The sequence below is a fragment of the Streptomyces sp. STR69 genome, assembly GCF_024519455.1.
Lineage (GTDB): Bacteria > Actinomycetota > Actinomycetes > Streptomycetales > Streptomycetaceae > Streptomyces.
Genome location: NZ_JALJRY010000014.1, coordinates 184401 through 201551, shown reverse-complemented (window position 1 = coordinate 201551; position 17151 = coordinate 184401). Strand labels below are relative to the sequence as shown.

Below are 17151 nucleotides of genomic sequence, written 5' to 3'. Positions count from 1 at the left end.
GGAGGATGACTGCCTTGATCGGCATCTCGGACATCGAAGCCGCCGCCGAGCGGATCGCCGGACACGTCGTACGCACCCCGACCGTGGAGAGCCCCGGGCTCTCGGAGTTGCTCGGTGTCCCGGTCACGACGAAGCTGGAGCTGTTGCAGCGCACGGGTTCCTTCAAGGCGCGCGGTGCCACGGCGAAGCTGTTGTCGCTCGGGGAGGACGAGTTGGCGGCCGGCGTGGTGGCGGTCAGCGGCGGCAACCACGGGATCGCGCTCGCGGTCATGGCGGCGGCGCTGGACGTGAAGGCCACGGTGGTGATGCCGCGTTCGGCTCCGGCCCGGTCCGTCGCGCTGGTGGAGGCGGCGGGCGCGTCGCTGCGGCTGACCGACGACATGCCGAGCGCGTTCGCGCTGGTGAACCGGTTGCGGGACGAGGGGCTGACCCTGGTCCACCCGTTCGACGACCCGGTGGTGATCGCCGGACAGGGCACCGTGGGGCTGGAGTTGGCGGACGACGCCGGTGAACTCACCGACGTACTGGTCAGCATCGGCGGCGGTGGGCTGATCGCCGGGGTCGCCGCCGCGCTGCACGCCCGGCGGCCCGGGATCCGGGTCTGGGGTGTGGAGACCGAGGGCGCCGAGGCCATGTCCGCGGCGCTCACGGCCGGTGGCCCGGTGTCGGTCGTACCGTCGTCGATCGTGACCACGCTCAGCGCGCCGGCCGTGTCGCAGCTGACATACGACCACGTGTCGGCCCTGGTCACCGAGGTGCTGACCGTTTCCGACCAGGACGCAGTGCGGGGCTGTCTCGACCTCGCCGAGCACGGCAAGGTGTGGACCGAGCCCGCCGCGGGCTGTCTGCTGCCCGCCGCCCGGCAGGTCCTTGAGCGGGTCGGCGACGGCGCGCGGCTCGGCCTCGTGGTGTGCGGGGGCAACGCGACGGCCGGGGAGATCGCGGACTGGTCGGAGCGCTTCGGCCTGCGCTGACCTGCCGTTGACGGCCTAAGCGATGCCGCCTTCCCGCGTGAAGGGTCCCGTTCTCGACCCCACGCGCGAAGGCTTGTCGCACATCTAGCCATACCGACTAGTCGGTACTACGCTCCGCCGAACGGAAGGACCCCCACCCTCCCGCCGCTCACCCCGTCCCCAGCAGCCTCAAAGGGAGTCGTATGTCTTCCGCTTCCGCACCGCTTGACACGAGTAACCCCAGTACCGATGCGCCCGGCGCCGGCTCTCACGGCTCACTCACCGGGCTGTACCGCCGTGACCTGGCGGCGTATCCGGCCACCGGGCGACGCATGTCGTATCTGGCGATCGTGGTGGTCACGACCGTCGTGCTCTACTACATGCTCTACATCCAGTACGCGGTGGCGACGTCGATCATCACGCACTTCGACATGACCTACCGCTACTTCGTGTGGGTCTCGGTCATCGGCAACGCCTTCGGGGCCTTCGCCTCCCTCGTGGCCGGCCTCGCGGACCGCTGGGGACGGGCGAACCTCGTGGTCTACGGACTGCTGATCGCCGCGCTCCTGGTCTTCTTCGGACTGCCCAACGCGGCTGACAAGACGACGTACTTGGTGCTGTTCGCCGTCGTCAGTGTCATCGAGGGCATCGTGCTGGTCGCGACCCCGGCGCTGATACGGGACTTCTCACCGCAGCTCGGCCGCGCCACCGCGATGGGCTACTGGACGATGGGCCCGGTCATCGGCAGCCTGGTCGTCACCTCGGTGACCAGCAGCACCCTCGACTCCGCCGGCTGGCAGGACGAGCTGCGCTACTCCGGGGCGGCCGGGCTGATCGTGTTCGTCGTCGCCCTGTTCGCCCTGCGCGAGCTGTCGCCGGGGCTGCGCGACCAGATCATGGTGAGCCTGCGGGACCGGGCCCTGGTCGAAGCACGCGCCAAGGGACTGGACACCGAGGCGGTACGGCGCGGCGAGTGGCGGCAGATGCTGCGCCTGGACATCCTCGGCTCCGCCTTCGCCATCGCGGTGTTCCTGCTCCTCTACTACGCCGCCGTCGGCAACTTCGTCGTCTACTTCTCGACCACCTTCGGCTACAGCGAGCAGCGCACCAACGGCCTGGCCAACTGGTACTGGGCCGCGAACGCCCTCGCGCTGATCGTGGCCGGCCTGCTCTCGGACCGGCTGCTGGTGCGCAAGCCCTTCATGATCGTCGGCGCGATCGGCGCCGTCGTGGCGACCGCGGTCTTCGCCTCACGGGCCACCCACGCGACGACCGGCTACTACACCTTCGCCTGGCTGTTCGTCGCGATCGGCGTGTTCAGCGGAATCGCCTACGCCCCCTGGATGGCGAGCTTCACCGAGACCGTGGAGAAGCGCAATCCGGCCGCGACCGCGGCGGGCCTCGCGGTCTGGGGCTGGACGGTACGGATCGTGGTCGCCGTGTCGGCGGCGTTCATCCCGGTGCTGGTCACCTCGGTCACCCCGCTCGTCGAACACGGCGCCGAGGTCGCGGCGGCACAGAAGCAGGCCGCCCCCGCGCTGGCCGTCGTCGGCGCGCACCCCCAACTCTTCGCCGAACTGGGCAAGTACACGCCGACCACCACGCCCGCCGACCTCGCCGCCCGCGCGGTCAAGGAGGTCGGCCCCGCCGACCTGGCCGTCGTACAGAAGGCACAGCCTCAGCTCAAGGTGCTCAAGGAGTACGGGCCGAAGGTGCAGAAGGCCGCTAAGGACGGCCCCGGCGAGTGGCGCACCTGGTGGTGGATCTGTGTCGGCGGCCAAGTCCTCTTCCTGCCCTTCGTGTTCGTGATGGCAGGCCGCTGGAGCCCGAAGAAGGCCCGCGAGGACGCGCAGGCCCACCAGGACGCCGTCGATCGCGAACTGGCGGCGCTCGCCGTGAGCGAAGCCTGACGGAGGCCGACCGAAGCACCGACCGACGCTGCGGCGTGAGCGTGACAGCTCCGCCGCAGCGGATCGGTGACTGCGGCGGACCTGGTGCGGAACGGGACGTTCGGCCACCCCGCCACGACCGGAGCGCACCACCGGCCGAGTGCGTACCCTCGCGTGCGCCAGGGCAGACAAGCTCAACCCGGTTGCGCCGCCTGGCCGTTCGGGACGGTCCGACGGGCGAGTTGGGCGAACCGGCCTCCGGCATCTCCGACGCTCGCGGGTGACCCGACGGGCGTGACGCAGGGGTGGCAGGCGGCAGACGCATGGGAGGTTCCTCGGGAGGGCCCGTTTCACGGTCAGTTGGGGCGAGTCAGCTGTCGGCTTCCCGCGCCACGCGCTCCAGTCGGCTCCGGTACTCCTCCCACCACGCCTGATCCTCCGGTGGCAGGTTGTCCTTGCCCTGCACATATCCGACGGATCCGTCGAGGAGTTCCCGCACGATGTCGGCGTGACCGGCGTGCCGTTGAGTATCGGAGAGCACGCGCACGACGATGTGGTGCAGCGTCACCTCCCGGCGTTCCTCCGGCCACCACGGGACATGACCGATCGCGTCGAGTGGCAGCGTCGCGATCGTGCTGTCGGAGTGCTCCCATGCCTGGCGGTACAGCCCGACGATCAGTTCCCGCGATTCGTCCGTCGTGGCCCACATGTCCGAATTGGCCTCCGACTCCTCGGTGTACCACCAGAACGGCGGCTCCCCGTCGAAGAACGGCCGCCCGAACGTGTCGCCGAGGTACCCCAGCTCGATGCCGGCGACATGCTTGACCAGCCCCAGCAGATTCGTGCCCGTGGGAGTCAGCGGACGGCGGATGTCGTACTCCGACAGACCATCGAGCTTCCACACCAGGGCGTCACGCGCCTCTTGCAAGTACCTGAGAAGGTCCGCTTTCGGGTTCGGTTCAATCATGTCGGGCAGTTTTCCACCCGGCACTGACATCACTTGGTGCAGTGGTCCGGCAGGGCGACGCCGACCGTCTTGAGCTGGGTGTACTCGTAGAGGGCCGCGATGCCCTTCTCCCGGCCGATGCCGCTCGTCCTGTAGCCGCCGAACGGTGTCCCGACGCCCATCACGCCCCCGTTGACTGCGACTTGGCCGGCCTCGATGCGATGGGCCAGGGCCATCCCCCGGGCGGCGTCCCCGCACCACACGGCGCCGGCCAGGCCGTACTCGGTGGCGTTGGCGAGGGTGACGGCCTCGTCCTCGGTGTCGAAGAGCCACTTCAGTGTGCGCATCGGCTGTCTGCCCTCAACTCGCAACGTGATGGCCGGGCACAACTAGCGCGCGGTTGAACGGGAGTTGCGCACCCGCCCGCGCACGATCTCGGCCAGCCGGGCGGCCTGCTCGTCCGCGGCCTGGGGTCCGTTGCCGGTCAGCAGGGAGTGGTCGGCGTCCCAGATCACCTTGGCGGCCGAGGGGTTGAGGGTGAGGTTGACGTCGTAGCCGGCCTCCTTGAGTGCCACGTCGACGTAGTAGATCAGGCGCGTTCGTTCGCCGGGCACCTTGGGGTACTGGAACGCGAGCATCGCCTTCTCGCCGTACTTGGGCACGGTGGTGATCCGCGCGCCCTTGAAGGCGTGCTCCGGATCGGTCGTGACCTTCCCGTCGCCGTCGACCCGGTAGCACGCCGAGGTGAGGGCGATCGGGGCGTGGCAGATGAGGGAGATCGGGACGTCGACCTCGCGCAGTGTGTGGAGCAGCTCCCCCATCCACGGGTTGTCGTGGAAGTCGACCATCGGGGGGTGTCCGCCGGGCATGTGCACGAAGGCCAGGTCCGCCAGCGAGAAGTCGGACGCGGGATCACGGTGCCGTTCGATGAGCTGCTGGATGGACAGGTACTCGCGCTGCGGCAGTGCGTCTAAGCCGGCGACGACATCGCCTCGGACGGAGATGGCCTCCGCGTCGGTCCTGGGAAGCGGATCCGAGACCAGGATGCGGCCCAGAAGCCGGTGGGCGAGGGCGAGTTCGGTCTCGCGGCGCTCGAGGAGGTCCGGGTTCCTCTCGCGCAGCTTCTCGGGGCCGAGCCGCTCGACTCCGATCTGCATGGTGGTACGGGCGGTGGCAGGGCCCAGGTTGGCGCCCGCGTGGAAGTTGAGAGCGAGTCCGTTGACGTCGAGCTGCGGCAGTTGGCCGTCCGGTGTGGCCAGGATGAAGTCGTATTCGCCCTCGAACTCCGCCATGACGGCGGCGAGTTCGACGAGGAAGAACCCGGTCGGTATCCCGGGGTGGCCGGCGGGCTCGCTCAGGGGGAGCAGCCGTGCCGAGGACAGGACGATCAGGGCCTTGGGCCGAGGGCTGGTGGATTCGGGCACGGTCTTTCCTTCGCTTGTGAACTGGTGGTGGATTCTTCGGAGTTGCCGGTGTCAGAGCGGGGCGTTCACGCCGGTACGCCGGACGAGCGTTTGATGAGCGCGTCGAAGGTGCGGTCCGGCAGCAGCCTGCTGAGGAAGATCAGGGGGCGCGCTCCGAACCCGACGCGATAGCGGGTACGCGGACGCCGGGCGGTCGCCGCCGTAGTCACGGCCTTGCCGATGACGGTGGCGGGTGAGGTCATGCGGGCGCCGGGCCGCGAGCTCCGCTCAAGGGACTCGGCCATCGCGTCGGCCTGCTCGGCGTACGGCCCGTGGCCGGAGGCGGCACGCAGTTTGCCGGCCGCGATCGCGCCCCACTCGGTCCGGACGGAGCCGGGCTCGATGAGGACGACGTCGATGCCGAACCGCTTGGTTTCCAGGCGCAGCGCGTCGCTGAGACCTTCGACGGCGTACTTGCCGGCGTGGTACCAGGCCCCCATGGGCGTGGCGAACCGGCCGCCCATGGAGCTGATGTTCACGATGGTGCCGCTTCGCTGGGCGCGCATGTGCGGAAGGACCAGCTGGGTCAGCCGCGCCAGGCCGAACACATTCACCTCGATCTGTGCGCGGGCCTCCTCCATGGGTACGTCCTCCAGCGCGCCGTAGGAGCCGTAGCCCGCGTTGTTGACGAGAACGTCGATGCGTCCCTCTGCCGTGATGATCTCGGCGACCGCCTTCTCGGCCGAGGCCTCGCTGGTGACGTCGAGCGCGAGCGTGCGTACGCCCGACGCCGCCAGGCCGCTCATCCGCTCGGTGCGCCGGGCCGCGCCGTAGACGACGAAGCCGGCCGCCTGAAGCTGTCGGGCGGCGGACTCGCCGATGCCCGAGGAGGCACCGGTGACCAGGGCTATCTTCTTCGTCATTGCTGACTCCCGCTCTCAGAATTTGTAGGACCTGACACTCGACCGACCCGACCCGCTTAACAGACCGGCGGCCTCTTCGAGCATAAGAGACCTCCGGTCTCTACACAAGGGACCGGAGGTCTGTAACATGTGGGCATGAACACGTTCCAGCGCGCCAGAAGCGAGGAGCAGCGCGAGGTACGCCGCCGGAGCATCCTGGAGACAGCGGCGACCATGCTCAGCGAGATGCCGGTATCGGCCCTGAGCCTCAATGAACTCAGCCGCCGCGTGGGACTGGCGAAGTCCAACGTCATGCGCTATTTCGAGTCGCGAGAGGCGGTCCTCCTGGACCTCCTGGAGAGCCTGACCCGCGACTTTCTGACCGAGGTGGTCGATCAGCTGCCCGCCTGCGTCGACCGGACGGCTTCCGCGATCGAGAGAGCGGAGTCGGTGGCATCGGGCCTGGCCGCGTCGTTCGCGTCCCGGAAGATGCTCTGCGAACTGCTCAGCGCCCAGGCCGGCATCCTTGAGCACAATGTCTCCGCCGAGGTGGCCGCGAGGTACAAGCGGGGTGCCCACGACGGACTCACCGGTCTGGCGGGCATGCTGCGGGAGATCCTGCCGGAGCTCGGCGACCAGGAGGCCGCCGAGGCGGCCAGCATGACGATCGTTCTCGTCGGAGCGCTGTGGACGCACAGCCATCCGGCGCCGGCCGTGCGCAACGCCTACGCCAACGACCCGAGTCTCGTATTCCTCCGCACCCCCTTCGCCGCGACCCTTGAGCGGTCGATCACGGTCTTCCTGATCGGCCTGCTGACCACTTCCGACCGCTGACCCGACGGCCGATCTGAACTCCCGGGAACAGCAAGGTAGCGGCGGGAAGTCCCCTAGCGCAGGGATCGGCCCGGCCGGGGCAAGAGGGCCTGGTCAGGGCGCCAACGCCGGGAAAGTTGCCCGTTACCGGTGGTTACCGCCAGGTCGGGGCAGGGATATTCCCGTCAACATTTCCTCGCACCCCTGCCCTCCGCGATTGAATAAAAGGCAAGAACCGTCGGCCATTGGGATTCCTTTGAACCAGCCCATCACAACCGCCGTACTTCTGGGAAAGGTGAGAGCCAGGGGTTTCAGCGAGGGATGGCCATGGTCGAGACACACGTCTCCGTACACGAGTCAGTCGCCGGCAGATACCGACCCATGGAGGTCGTGCATCGCGAGACGAACCGTGTCACCTGGTACGGCGAGGACATGGCCGCCGAACGCCCGTGCCTCCTCACGCAGGTGACACTGCCCGGCGCGCTGGACGAGGAGAGTGCCCGCCGGACCACCGCCGCCATCATGCGCACCTCCGAGATCATGGTGCTGCTCAGTCCCACCCGGGTCGCCCAGGTCATGGACGCCGTCGAGGACGCCGGCACCCTGTGGACCGTCACCGACTGGATCGACGGCACACCGCTCGGCCAACTCCTCGCCCAACAGGGCACGTTCCACTATGTACGGGCGGCCCGCATCGGCCTCGAACTGCTCGACATCCTGGAGGCGGCGCACAACGAGGGCATCACCCACGGCGAACTCAGCCCCGGCCAGGTGTTCGTGCGGGACCGGGGCACCGTCGTCCTGACCGGCTTCGGACTCGCCGGCGCCACCCTCGTCCCCCGGCTCACCGAGCCCTCGTACGCCTCCCCCGAACAGGCCCGCGACGAGCGCATCGGACCGGCCGCCGACCTGTGGGCGCTGGGCGCCATCCTCTACACACTGGTCGAGGGACACCCGCCGTTCCGGGACCGGGGCCGCCCCGAGGCGACCCTGAAGGGCGTGGACCGGCTCCCCATGCGCAGCCCGTCGCGCGCGGGACCGCTGGCGCAGGTCATCCTGGGGCTGCTGCGCAAGAACTCCCGCGAGCGGATGACCCGCCCGGTGGTCCGCGAGGCTCTCACCCGCATCCTGCACGAGGACCCGTACGCGGACCGCGAGCCCGTCCCGCTGCCCCGGCTGCGGCGGGCCTACGACACGTTCCGCGGCGCGGGCACCACCTGGAGCGGGCGGGGCATGGCCGTCGGGACCGCCCTGGCCGTCGGCACCGTCGCGGTCGCCGTCCTCGCCGCCACCCACCAACTCCCCGGCACCAAGACCTCGTCGGCCACCTCCCCCTCCTCGCCCCTCCCGTCCGCCTCCGCCGCGGCCACCACCCCCGGCGAGAACGTCGACGGCCATGCCTACAGCCCCTCCGCCACGCCCTCACCGACATCCCCGACCTCCCCCGCGGCGTCCGCCTCAGCCTCGGCCGGCGCGTCCCCGTCCCCCACCGCCTCCGTGCTGCCCGCCGGCTTCCGGGTGTTCAAGGCACCGGAGGGCTTCTCCGTCGCGCTCCCCAAGGGCTGGAAGGTGCTGGACACCCAGCGGGAGACCGACGTCGCCTATCGCGTCACCTTCGGTGCCTCGGGCGACCCGCGCACCCTGGCCGTGACGTACAGCACTCAGGCGGGCCCGGACCCGGTCGCCATCTGGCGCGACGACGTCCTGCCGGGGCTGAAGCAGACCGCGGGATTCCAGCAGATCGGCGACATCAGGGCCACGACGTACCAGGGGGACAAGGCGGCCGACCTGGAGTGGTTCTCCGGGACCGGCGACGCCAAGGTGCGCACGCTCGGGCGCGGTTTCCTGCTCGGCGGCGGGCGCAGTTTCTCGCTACGGTGGACGACGCCCGCCGACGAGTGGAACGACGCGGCCAACCGCCAGGCGCTGCAGACCTTCTTCAAGACCTTCCGGCCGGAGGCGAACTGACGGCGACGCGAGGGCCGGGCACTCAAACCAGCGGCAATGGGTGGATATAGGCTGCCTGTTCGCACCATGCCTCATCTCAAGCCCAGGAGAGTCCGCCTTGACCGTAGTGATCGACCAGGCCGAGACGTCCTTCACCGCCCTCGACGACGCCGGCCTCGTCGCCCGGGACGCGCACGAGTTCGGAGCCTACGCCCGCACCGGCGGCTGGGCCTTCGGCCTCAAGGTGGCACGCAGCGTGCGGCCCGGCGGGCAGGGCGCGGACGAGACGCCGAAGGTGTCCGCGAAGGAGTTCGCCGAGCTCGCCGACTGCTCCCCCGAGCGGGTCATGCGCTACTACAAGGCCTGGGACCGGGCCGCGGACGACGGTCTCGTCCCGCACTTCGAGGAGCTGGCCCCCGGCCAGGAGGTCGAACTCCCGGACGCGGACGTGTGGTTGAACTACTACGTCTCCCGCTCCAGCGCCACCTCCGAGCGCGGCACCGCCATCTCCGAGGCCGCCGAGGCCGAGGGCATCCGCCCCACCAAGGCACTCGAGGTCGCCGAGAACCCGACCGCGCTGCGCGCCGCGATCCTCGCCGACCCGTCCACCGCGCGGGCGGCCCGGCAGGCGCTGCTCGACCGGGTGCGCGAAGACCCCGAGCTGCAGGCCGAGTTGGCCCGCGACGTGGTCCGCACCGACGACCTGAAGAAGGCCGTCGCGACGGAGAGCCGCTCGGCGGACCGGATCGGCTACGTCCGCCAGATCGCCGAGTCGGGCCAGATCAAGACCCCCGCCGGACAGACCGTGGACGCGCCCCTCGACGTACGCCAGGAGGCCGAGCGGCATCTGTCGCTGCTCGACGAGCTGGAGGACGGCGAGGACACCGGCGAGTGGGCCACCGAGGCCTACGACACCATGAAGAACCTGGTCGTCGAGACGGTGGAGGCGGACCCCGAACTGCGTGTCCAGGAGCGGCGGACGAAGTTCTACAGCAGCCTCCAGAAGGCGACGAAGGCGTTCGAGGAGCTGACCTTCGACGACGCCCAGGACTTCTACGAGGACGACATGGTCCAGCGTCTTGAGGAACTCCAGCAGGCCATCGACAGCTGCCTCACCGCGCTGCGCAAGACCACTACGCCGGCTGAGTAGCCGTACTCATGTAGCGGCTTCGGCCCTCCGACACGATGGGGCTCCCCACGACAAGGGAGCCCCATCGTGTCCGTCGTTCCTTCCGCGCCCCGGCGCCGACTGCCGGCCCTGATGGTCGCGCTGGTGGTCGCGGGCCTGGCCGTCTCGGCCTGGCATCCGCACGACCGCACGACCTGGTTCCTGGAGACCGTGTGGGTCTTCGTGGGACTGCCGGTGATCGTCCTGACCTGGCGGCGCTTCCCCCTCACCGGCCTCCTGTGCTGTCTGCTCGCCGCGCACGCGCTGGTCCTCGCCGTGGGCGGCCACTACACCTACGCGCAGGTGCCGATCGGCGACTGGGTCCGGGACACGTTCGGACTCAGCCGGAATCCCTACGACCGCTTCGGGCACCTCATGCAGGGCTTCGTACCGGCGCTCCTGGTACGGGAGTTGCTCATCCGCACCTCCCCCCTGCGGGGCAGCCGCTGGCCGGCGCCGCTCACGGTGTGCGCGTGCCTAGCCTTCAGCGCCCTCTTCGAGCTGTTCGAGTGGGCGGCGGCCGTGATCGGCGGACACAGCGCGGACGCGTTCCTGGCCACGCAGGGGGATGTGTGGGACACCCAGTGGGACATGTTCTGCGCGCTGATCGGCGCCACGGTCTCGGTGCTGGTCCTGAGCCGGGTGCACGACCGGCAGATGGCGCGGCTCGGGGTCATCGGGTCGTATCGCGCTGCCGTGCCCACAGCGGCAGTACGAACCAGCACAGCAGGTACCAGGTGACGACCCCCGCGACCAGCCAGGGCACATACGCGTCCTGGGTGGCGACCCGGAGAACCAGCAGCAGCGCGGCGGTCATGGTCGCGAGCAGCAGGACGAGGCCGACGAAGGTCAGCCGGGACGCCCAGCGCACGGCCCGGGGTTTCACGCTCCGGCCGGAGACCAGGCGGTGCAGGGAGACCGGGCCGATCAGCGCTCCGGTGGCGGTGGCGCCGAGGACGACGGTCACGACGTAGAGGATCTGGTTCGCGTGCTCCAGCTGGTCGTACTTCGGGGTGAAGACGACTGTGAGGAGGAACCCGAAGAGGATCTGTACGCCGGTCTGCGCGACCCGGACCTCCTGGATGAGCTCGCCCCACATCCGGTCCGCGCGCTCCTCGTCGGACTCGTCGCGTCCCGTCCGCCGGTCTTCCTGGGTCATGCGGTCCGTGTAACCGGACCGCCGACCCTTCAAACAGCGCCGGGGGCTACCAGCGGCCCTCCACCTGGTCCTTGATCCGGTGGTCGTAGAGGTCCCGGATCGCGGTGAGCGTGGTCTCGGACAGGGCGGGCAGCTCGGCCGCCGCCGCGTTGGCGCGGGCCTGTTCGGGTGAGCGGGCGCCGGGGATCACCGTGGTGACACCGGGCTGGTCGATGATCCAGCGCAGGGCGAGCTGGGCCGGGGTGTATCCCTCGGGGGCGAGGGCGGAGAACTCGGCGGCGGCCTCGACGCCCGTCGAGTAGTCGACGCCGGAGAAGGTCTCGCCCTGGTCGAAGGCCTCGCCGTGCCGGTTGTAGGTGCGGTGGTCGTTCTCCGGGAAGAACGTGTCCTTGGTGTACTTGCCGGACAGCAGGCCGGAGGCGAGGGGCACGCGCGCGATGATGCCGACGCCCGCCTCCTGCGCTGCAGGGAGGACCTGGAGCAGGGGCTTCATGCGGAACGCGTTGAGGATGATCTGCACGCTGGTCACGTTCGGCCGGGCGATCGCGGTGAGGGCTTCCTCGCAGGTCTCGACGCTGACGCCGTACCGGGCGATGCGCTCCTCGGCGACCAGGGTGTCGAGGGCGTCGAACACCTCGTCCGAGGAGTAGACCGGCGTGGGCGGGCAGTGCAGCTGCACGAGGTCGATGCGGTCGACGCCGAGGTTGCGGCGCGAACGGTCGTTCCACGCGCGGAAGTTGTCGAGGACGTAGTTCTCGGGGATCTGGTCGACTCGGCGGCCCATCTTCGTCGCGACCAGGACATGCAGATCGGGCCGACCGGCGAGGAAGGCGGCGATGGTCTGCTCGCTGCGCCCGTCGCCGTACACGTCGGCCGTGTCGAAGAAGGTCACTCCCGACTCCGCCGCCGCCTCCAGCACGGCGAGGGCCTCCTTGTCGTCGACGTCTCCCCAGTCGGCGCCCAGCTGCCAGGTGCCGAGCCCGACGACGGATGCCTGCTGCTGCGACCTGCCGATTACACGTTCGTCCATGTCATCAGTCTGTCATCCGGCACCGACATACGCGGAACGGGCTCCTCCGGGCCGCCGACTGTGAATCGTTCACTCACACGGGTGAACCGCTTCGACAGGCTGCCTACTCGTGTCAACTCCCGCCTAGCGTGTGCGCGTGACCGATCATGTGGCGAACAACCTCCAACCGGGGAACGGCAGTTCCGCTCCCTGGACCCGTCGGGGCTTCCTCCTCTCGGCGGCGGCCCTGGCCGCCGTACCCGTCCTCCTGACGGCCGATCCGGCCCTCGCCGCGGCCGAGCTGCCCGACTTCCCGGCCGAGGTCGACCTCTACCGCTCGGCGTACCGCAACTGGGTCGGCGAGATCACCGCCGACGGGCTGTGGGCCTGTGCGCCGACCGACACCGACCAGGTGGTGTCGGTCGTCAACTGGGCCTGGCAGCACGGCTGGCGGGTCCGCGCCCGCGGCTCCTCGCACGGCTGGTCACCGCTCACGATCGAGTCCGGTACGACCTCCGAGGCACCGGTGCTGCTGGTCGACACCGCCCCGCACCTCACCGGCCTGACCCTGGACTCCGCCTCGACCGTCCGGGCCGGCACCGGTGTCACCCTGGAGGCGCTGCTCACCTACCTGGAGGGGCACGGCCTCGGTCTCACCGCCTCGCCCGCTCCCGGCGATCTGACGCTCGGCGGTGCCCTGGCCATCGACGCGCACGGCACGGCCGTACCGGCGAAGGGCGAGGAGCGGACGGCCGGGCACACGTTCGGGTCGCTCAGCAATCTGGTGCTGTCGCTGACGGCGGTGGTGTGGGACGCGGACACCGGCGCGTACGTCCTGCGGACCTACACCCGTGACGAGGCGGACTGCGCGGCGCTGCTCACCCATCTGGGGCGTGCGCTGGTCACCGAGGTCGTGCTGCGGGTGGGGGCGAACGCCAATCTGCGCTGCGTCAGCCGTACGGACATCCCGGCGACCGAGCTGTTCGCGGCGCCCGGGTCCGGCGGGCGTACCTTCGCGAGTTTCCTGGACGAGGCGGGGCGGGCCGAGGCGATCTGGTTCGCGTTCACCGAGTTCCCCTGGCTGAAGGTGTGGGGTGTCGCGCCGACGAAGCCGTTGCCGTCGCGGCGCGTCTCGTCGCCGTACAACTATCCGTTCTCCGACAATGTCCCGACGCTGGTCGCGGATCTCGTCGGGCGGATCCTGTCCGACGGCGCGTGGTATCTGGCGCCAGTGCTCGGCAACGCCCAACTCGACGTCGCCGCACTGGGGTTGACGGCGACGCTGTCGGCGGACATCTGGGGGCCGTCGAAGAACACGCTGCTCTACGTCAGACCGACGACACTGCGGGAGACCGCCAACGGCTATGCGGTGCTCACCAGCCGGGCCCAAGTGCAGGGCGTGGTGCACGAGTTCACGGAGTTCTACCGGGAACGGCTCGCCGCGTACGCCGCGCTCGGCCGGTTCCCCGTCAACGGCACCGTAGAGATCCGGGTGACCGGCCTCGACCACCCCGCGGACGCCGAACTCACCGGGGCCCGCGCCCCGTTGCTGTCCGCGCTGCAGCCGAGTGCCGAGCATCCCGAGTGGGACACGGCGGTCTGGCTGGACGTCCTGACGCTGCCGGGGACGCCGTACGCGGAGGAGTTCCTGCGGGAGTTGGAGCAGTTCCTGTTCCGCTCGTACGACGGCACCCGGGTCGAGTGGTCGAAGGGCTGGGCGTACACCGAGCAGGCCGCGTGGAGCGACGAGGAGGTGCTGGGGACAGCGGTCCCGGGCTCGTTCGGGGAATCGGTGTGGGGGCAGGCGGCCGGGACCTTCGACCGGCTCGACCCGCACGGGGTGTTCGGGAACGCCTTCCTGGACCGGCTGTTCGGCTAGCAGTCACTAGGCTGTGTCCGGGATCTTGACACAGGGAGAGTTGTGACCGGTTGGCCGACCGCGCTGACGAAGGCGGGCATCACCGACCCGCGGCTACGGAGCGCCTACGACGCCCAGCACGGGATCGTCCGCAGATACGCGCTGCACGAGTACGTGGCGGTGAGGCTGTTGCTGCCGGCGGAGCTGCATCCGCCGGTCGTCGCCGCGGTGGCCTACATGCACACGACCGACGAACTGATCGACACCGGCGACGCGGACGCGCGTACGGCGGCCCTCGCCGCCTGGGACGCCGAGACCTCGGCAGCCCTGGAGAGCGGCGAACCACCCGACCAGGACACCCTGTTGGCGCTCTGGGACACCGCTCGCCGTCACCCTCACATGGCGTCCCGGGTGCGGGCCTTCCTCGACGGCGCTCCCGTCGAGGCGAGTTGGACCGGCTTCGAGACGGAGGCCGACTTCCAGGCGTACGTGGACAGTTACTCGCTGCCCGCCCTGATGCTGACCGCGTCCCTGCTCGCGCCGGCCGACTCCGAGGCGTACGAGTCGTACGTCAGAGGCTGCCGGGATCTCATCGACGGCTGGCAGCGCAGCGATTTCCTCGCCGACCTCCGCGAGGACGCCGAGAGCGACCGCATCGGCATCCCTCGGGACGAACTCGCCCGGCACGGGCTGAGGTTCGAGAATCTGCGGAGCAAGTCGGAGGCGTGCGTGCCCGCGCTGGACCGCGTGGTCCGGGCGCAGGCCGACCTCGCGGAGGCCACGCTCGCGGGCTGCCGTGCGCTTCCCACTCTCGTCGCGGCGGAACACCGGCCGTTCCTCGACGCCTTGATCGCCGTCCAGGAACTGCGCCTCGGCGCGGTGCGACGCGCAGGGGGCAGGGTCCTGCTTCATGACACGGGGCCGTCGGCGTTCGCCACGCTGCGGGTCCTGGCCCGGCAGTACCGAAGGGCACGCCGATACGCCTAGGACTCCAAGTGGGCCTGCACAGTGGGCCCGTACCGGTCCACGATGGTGTCCGTCGGCGTCTCGCGCAGCCGGGTGCCGCGGGCGATGCCGTACATCACGCCGAGGCCGAGGATGGTGGAGACGGCCAGTTCGGCGCGCAGGGCCGCGTCGGGGCCGGGGAGCCGTCCGGCGAGGCGGTCGACCACCTGGGCGCGGAAGTTGACGCGCAGGATGTCCCCGTGGTCGCCCTGCAGCGGCGCGAACGCGATGCGCAGCAGCGGGTCGGCGCCCCGCTCGCGCTGGCTGACCAGGACGTGCCGGACCATGTGGTGGCCGAGTTCGTCGAGCGGGGCGTCCAGCAGGGCCTCCGCGTCCGTCTCGAAGGACATCACGCGGGCGAAGAGGGCTTCCTTGTTGCCGAAGTACTTGAGGATCAACGGGGCGCTGACACCGGCGCGTTCGGCCACGGTCTTGAGGGTGATGTCGGCGTGCGCGTTCCGGGCGAGAAGGTAGCGGGCCGCCCTGAGGATGGCCGCCTTGGTCGCCTCGGCGTCCCGGCGTGCGGGCGGGGACGCGGTGGGTGGAGTGGTGCTCACGGCACTCATGCTCCCTCCAACGCCTCGTCCCGCGCGCCCTCGGCGCGGTCCCGGGTGGTCCGCGTGTCGTCGGGGGTGGGGTCGCCCGGGATGGTCAGTGCCGCCGCGCTCGCGACCAGGGCGATCACGCCCGCGATGCCGAAAGCCATCAGGTATCCGTGCAGCGTGGGCAGGGGGAGCCCGCCGACGAGGCTGGTGTGGTGCACCAGGACGGCGGCCACCACGGCGCTGGAGACGGCCTGGCCGATGGTCCGCATCAGGACGTTGACGCCGTTCGCGGACGCGGTCTGGCCCGCCGGGACGGCGCGCAGGATGAGCGTGGGCAGCGCCGAGTAGGCGAAGGTGGTGCCGGTGGCCACGACCGTCGCGCCCAGGATGATCGTCCACAGGTCACGGCTGTCGGCGATGCGCACCACGTAGCCGAGCGCGATGATCGCGGCCCCGAGGGCGAGCGTGATCCGCGGGCCGCGCGCCGCCGAGATCCGGGCCGAGACGGGTGAAAGCAGCAGCATGGTGATGCCGCCGGGCAGCAGGCACAGGCCGGTCTGGACGATGGACAGTCCGAGCCCGTACCCGGTGGCCTTGGGCGCCTGCACCAGTTGGGCGGTGACCAGGGAGTTGGCGTAGAACGCGAAGCCGGTCAGCAGAGCCGCCACGTGGGACAGGCCCACCCGGGGCCGGGACACCAGCCGCAGGTCCACCAGGGGCTGTTCGACGCGCAGTTGCTGCCACCACCACAGGCCGAACACGACGACCGTGGCGAGGAACAGCGCCAGGATCCGCGGACTCCCCCACCCCCACTGTCCGCCCTGGGACACCCCGAGGAGGAGACACACCAGTCCCACGGCCAGTCCCAGGGTGCCGAGCACGTCGAAGCGGCCCGGCTCCCGGACGGGCGACTCGCGCACCGCCCACCAGATCCCCGCCACGCCGAGCGCGCCGAGCGCGCTGGTCGCCCAGAACATGACGTGCCAGTCGGCGTACTGGACGATCAGTGCGGCCAGCGGCAGTCCGAGGGCGGCGCCGATGCCGACCGTGGAGCTCATCAGTGCCACCGCGCTGCCCCGGCGCTCCGGGGGCAGTTCGTCGCGCAGGATGCTGATCGACAGGGGGACGACGGCGGCCGCGGCGCCTTGCAGGGCGCGGGCGGTGATCAGTACGCGGATGTCGGAGGACAGGGCGCACATGACCGAGCCGACGGTCATCAGGGTCAGGGCACCGATCAGGACCCGCCGTTTGCCGTACATGTCGCCGGCCCGGCCCAGTACGGGGGTGAGGACGGCGCCGGAGAGCAGGGTCGCGGTGACCATCCAGGAGACGGCGCCCGCGGAGGAGTGCGTCAGCCGGGGCAGGGACGGCAGAAGCGGGACGACCACGGTCTGCATGACCGCCATCAGGATCCCGCCGAAGGCCAGCACCGGCACGGTGAGCCGGTCCCGCAAGGGGGTCCGCCCGGTGGCACCGGGCGGGTCGGGTATCGGCACGGGCTGGCCCATGGGCACTCCAGCGGACATGTAAAAGAAGGTGAATGGCTATTCACCC

At 70.3% G+C, this 17151-nt stretch carries 16 protein-coding genes; 8 read left to right on the top strand and 8 right to left on the bottom strand.

Annotation, left to right across the window (positions count from 1 at the left end):
- The first annotated feature begins 14 nt into the window (after positions 1 to 14).
- Both OC490_RS26310 and OC490_RS26305 read left to right on the top strand, forming a co-directional pair.
- Complete coding sequence (locus OC490_RS26310) at positions 15 to 974, top strand: threonine/serine dehydratase (RefSeq protein WP_262060459.1); 960 nt, start codon at positions 15 to 17, stop codon at positions 972 to 974.
- A 311-nt stretch (positions 975 to 1285) separates the two neighbouring features.
- Positions 1286 to 2863 carry an MFS transporter gene (locus OC490_RS26305; RefSeq protein WP_262060458.1) on the top strand — a complete coding sequence of 526 codons (1578 nt, stop codon included), beginning with the start codon at positions 1286 to 1288 and terminating at the stop codon, positions 2861 to 2863.
- A gap of 349 nt (positions 2864 to 3212) precedes the next feature.
- On the opposite strand, the gene OC490_RS26300 is transcribed toward OC490_RS26305, so the two are convergent.
- The 4 genes from OC490_RS26300 to OC490_RS26285 all read right to left on the bottom strand — a co-directional run bounded on the left by OC490_RS26300 (position 3213) and on the right by OC490_RS26285 (position 6114).
- Positions 3213 to 3809 carry a DinB family protein gene (locus OC490_RS26300; protein ID WP_262060533.1) on the bottom strand — a complete coding sequence of 199 codons (597 nt, stop codon included), beginning with the start codon at positions 3807 to 3809 and terminating at the stop codon, positions 3213 to 3215.
- A 29-nt stretch (positions 3810 to 3838) separates the two neighbouring features.
- Positions 3839 to 4135 (bottom strand): aldehyde dehydrogenase family protein, encoded by a 297-nt coding sequence (locus OC490_RS26295; protein WP_262060457.1) that lies wholly within the window; start codon positions 4133 to 4135, stop codon positions 3839 to 3841.
- Between the two features lie 42 nt (positions 4136 to 4177).
- On the bottom strand, positions 4178 to 5212 hold the full coding sequence (locus OC490_RS26290; RefSeq protein WP_262060456.1) for a hypothetical protein: 1035 nt from the start codon (positions 5210 to 5212) through the stop codon (positions 4178 to 4180).
- Between the two features lie 65 nt (positions 5213 to 5277).
- Positions 5278 to 6114, bottom strand: coding sequence for an oxidoreductase (locus tag OC490_RS26285; protein WP_262060455.1), 837 nt, complete (start codon positions 6112 to 6114; stop codon positions 5278 to 5280).
- A gap of 135 nt (positions 6115 to 6249) precedes the next feature.
- Here OC490_RS26285 and OC490_RS26280 point away from each other — a divergent pair, with 135 nt between their 5' ends.
- The 4 genes from OC490_RS26280 to OC490_RS26265 all read left to right on the top strand — a co-directional run bounded on the left by OC490_RS26280 (position 6250) and on the right by OC490_RS26265 (position 10762).
- Positions 6250 to 6927, top strand: coding sequence for a TetR/AcrR family transcriptional regulator (locus OC490_RS26280; RefSeq protein ID WP_262060454.1), 678 nt, complete (start codon positions 6250 to 6252; stop codon positions 6925 to 6927).
- A gap of 300 nt (positions 6928 to 7227) precedes the next feature.
- Entirely contained in the window at positions 7228 to 8874 is a 1647-nt protein-coding gene (locus tag OC490_RS26275) for a serine/threonine protein kinase (protein WP_262060453.1), read from the top strand.
- A gap of 106 nt (positions 8875 to 8980) precedes the next feature.
- Positions 8981 to 10003 (top strand): hypothetical protein, encoded by a 1023-nt coding sequence (locus tag OC490_RS26270; protein ID WP_262060532.1) that lies wholly within the window; start codon positions 8981 to 8983, stop codon positions 10001 to 10003.
- Between the two features lie 111 nt (positions 10004 to 10114).
- Positions 10115 to 10762: a DUF2238 domain-containing protein gene (locus OC490_RS26265; RefSeq protein WP_262060531.1), complete on the top strand. Its 648-nt coding sequence runs from the start codon at positions 10115 to 10117 to the stop codon at positions 10760 to 10762.
- Here OC490_RS26265 and OC490_RS26260 read toward each other — a convergent pair.
- Positions 10695 to 11180 carry a DUF6328 family protein gene (locus OC490_RS26260; protein WP_262060452.1) on the bottom strand — a complete coding sequence of 162 codons (486 nt, stop codon included), beginning with the start codon at positions 11178 to 11180 and terminating at the stop codon, positions 10695 to 10697. The genes OC490_RS26265 and OC490_RS26260 overlap by 68 nt on opposite strands.
- 46 nt (positions 11181 to 11226) lie before the next feature.
- Positions 11227 to 12210 carry an aldo/keto reductase gene (locus OC490_RS26255; protein ID WP_262060451.1) on the bottom strand — a complete coding sequence of 328 codons (984 nt, stop codon included), beginning with the start codon at positions 12208 to 12210 and terminating at the stop codon, positions 11227 to 11229.
- Positions 12211 to 12346: 136 nt separating this feature from the next.
- Here OC490_RS26255 and OC490_RS26250 point away from each other — a divergent pair, with 136 nt between their 5' ends.
- Together OC490_RS26250 and OC490_RS26245 are read left to right on the top strand one after the other, a co-directional pair.
- A complete protein-coding gene (locus OC490_RS26250; protein WP_410098989.1) occupies positions 12347 to 14068 on the top strand; it encodes a cholesterol oxidase substrate-binding domain-containing protein in 1722 nt (573 codons plus the stop codon).
- Positions 14069 to 14110: 42 nt separating this feature from the next.
- A complete protein-coding gene (locus OC490_RS26245; RefSeq protein ID WP_262060450.1) occupies positions 14111 to 15034 on the top strand; it encodes a squalene/phytoene synthase family protein in 924 nt (307 codons plus the stop codon).
- Here the strand turns inward: OC490_RS26245 and OC490_RS26240 are convergent.
- A complete protein-coding gene (locus tag OC490_RS26240) occupies positions 15031 to 15618 on the bottom strand; it encodes a TetR family transcriptional regulator (protein WP_262060449.1) in 588 nt (195 codons plus the stop codon). The two genes, OC490_RS26245 and OC490_RS26240, sit on opposite strands and share 4 nt — an antisense overlap.
- Complete coding sequence (locus OC490_RS26235) at positions 15615 to 17105, bottom strand: MFS transporter (protein WP_262060529.1); 1491 nt, start codon at positions 17103 to 17105, stop codon at positions 15615 to 15617. Before OC490_RS26235 ends, OC490_RS26240 begins: the two co-directional genes overlap by 4 nt.
- Positions 17106 to 17151 lie beyond the last annotated feature (46 nt).

What these genes read in the sequence shown, in the direction of transcription:
- OC490_RS26305 (WP_262060458.1), top strand. Translation starts at nt 1,286, where the DNA reads ATGTCGTATCTGGCGATCGTGGTGGTCACGACCGTCGTGCTCTACTAC.
- OC490_RS26300 (WP_262060533.1), bottom strand. Translation starts at nt 3,809, where the DNA reads ATGATTGAACCGAACCCGAAAGCGGACCTTCTCAGGTACTTGCAAGAG.
- OC490_RS26295 (WP_262060457.1), bottom strand. Translation starts at nt 4,135, where the DNA reads ATGCGCACACTGAAGTGGCTCTTCGACACCGAGGACGAGGCCGTCACC.
- OC490_RS26285 (WP_262060455.1), bottom strand. Translation starts at nt 6,114, where the DNA reads ATGACGAAGAAGATAGCCCTGGTCACCGGTGCCTCCTCGGGCATCGGC.
- OC490_RS26280 (WP_262060454.1), top strand. Translation starts at nt 6,250, where the DNA reads ATGAACACGTTCCAGCGCGCCAGAAGCGAGGAGCAGCGCGAGGTACGC.
- OC490_RS26275 (WP_262060453.1), top strand. Translation starts at nt 7,228, where the DNA reads ATGGCCATGGTCGAGACACACGTCTCCGTACACGAGTCAGTCGCCGGC.
- OC490_RS26265 (WP_262060531.1), top strand. Translation starts at nt 10,115, where the DNA reads ATGGTCGCGCTGGTGGTCGCGGGCCTGGCCGTCTCGGCCTGGCATCCG.
- OC490_RS26260 (WP_262060452.1), bottom strand. Translation starts at nt 11,180, where the DNA reads ATGACCCAGGAAGACCGGCGGACGGGACGCGACGAGTCCGACGAGGAG.
- OC490_RS26255 (WP_262060451.1), bottom strand. Translation starts at nt 12,210, where the DNA reads ATGGACGAACGTGTAATCGGCAGGTCGCAGCAGCAGGCATCCGTCGTC.
- OC490_RS26240 (WP_262060449.1), bottom strand. Translation starts at nt 15,618, where the DNA reads ATGAGTGCCGTGAGCACCACTCCACCCACCGCGTCCCCGCCCGCACGC.
- OC490_RS26235 (WP_262060529.1), bottom strand. Translation starts at nt 17,105, where the DNA reads ATGGGCCAGCCCGTGCCGATACCCGACCCGCCCGGTGCCACCGGGCGG.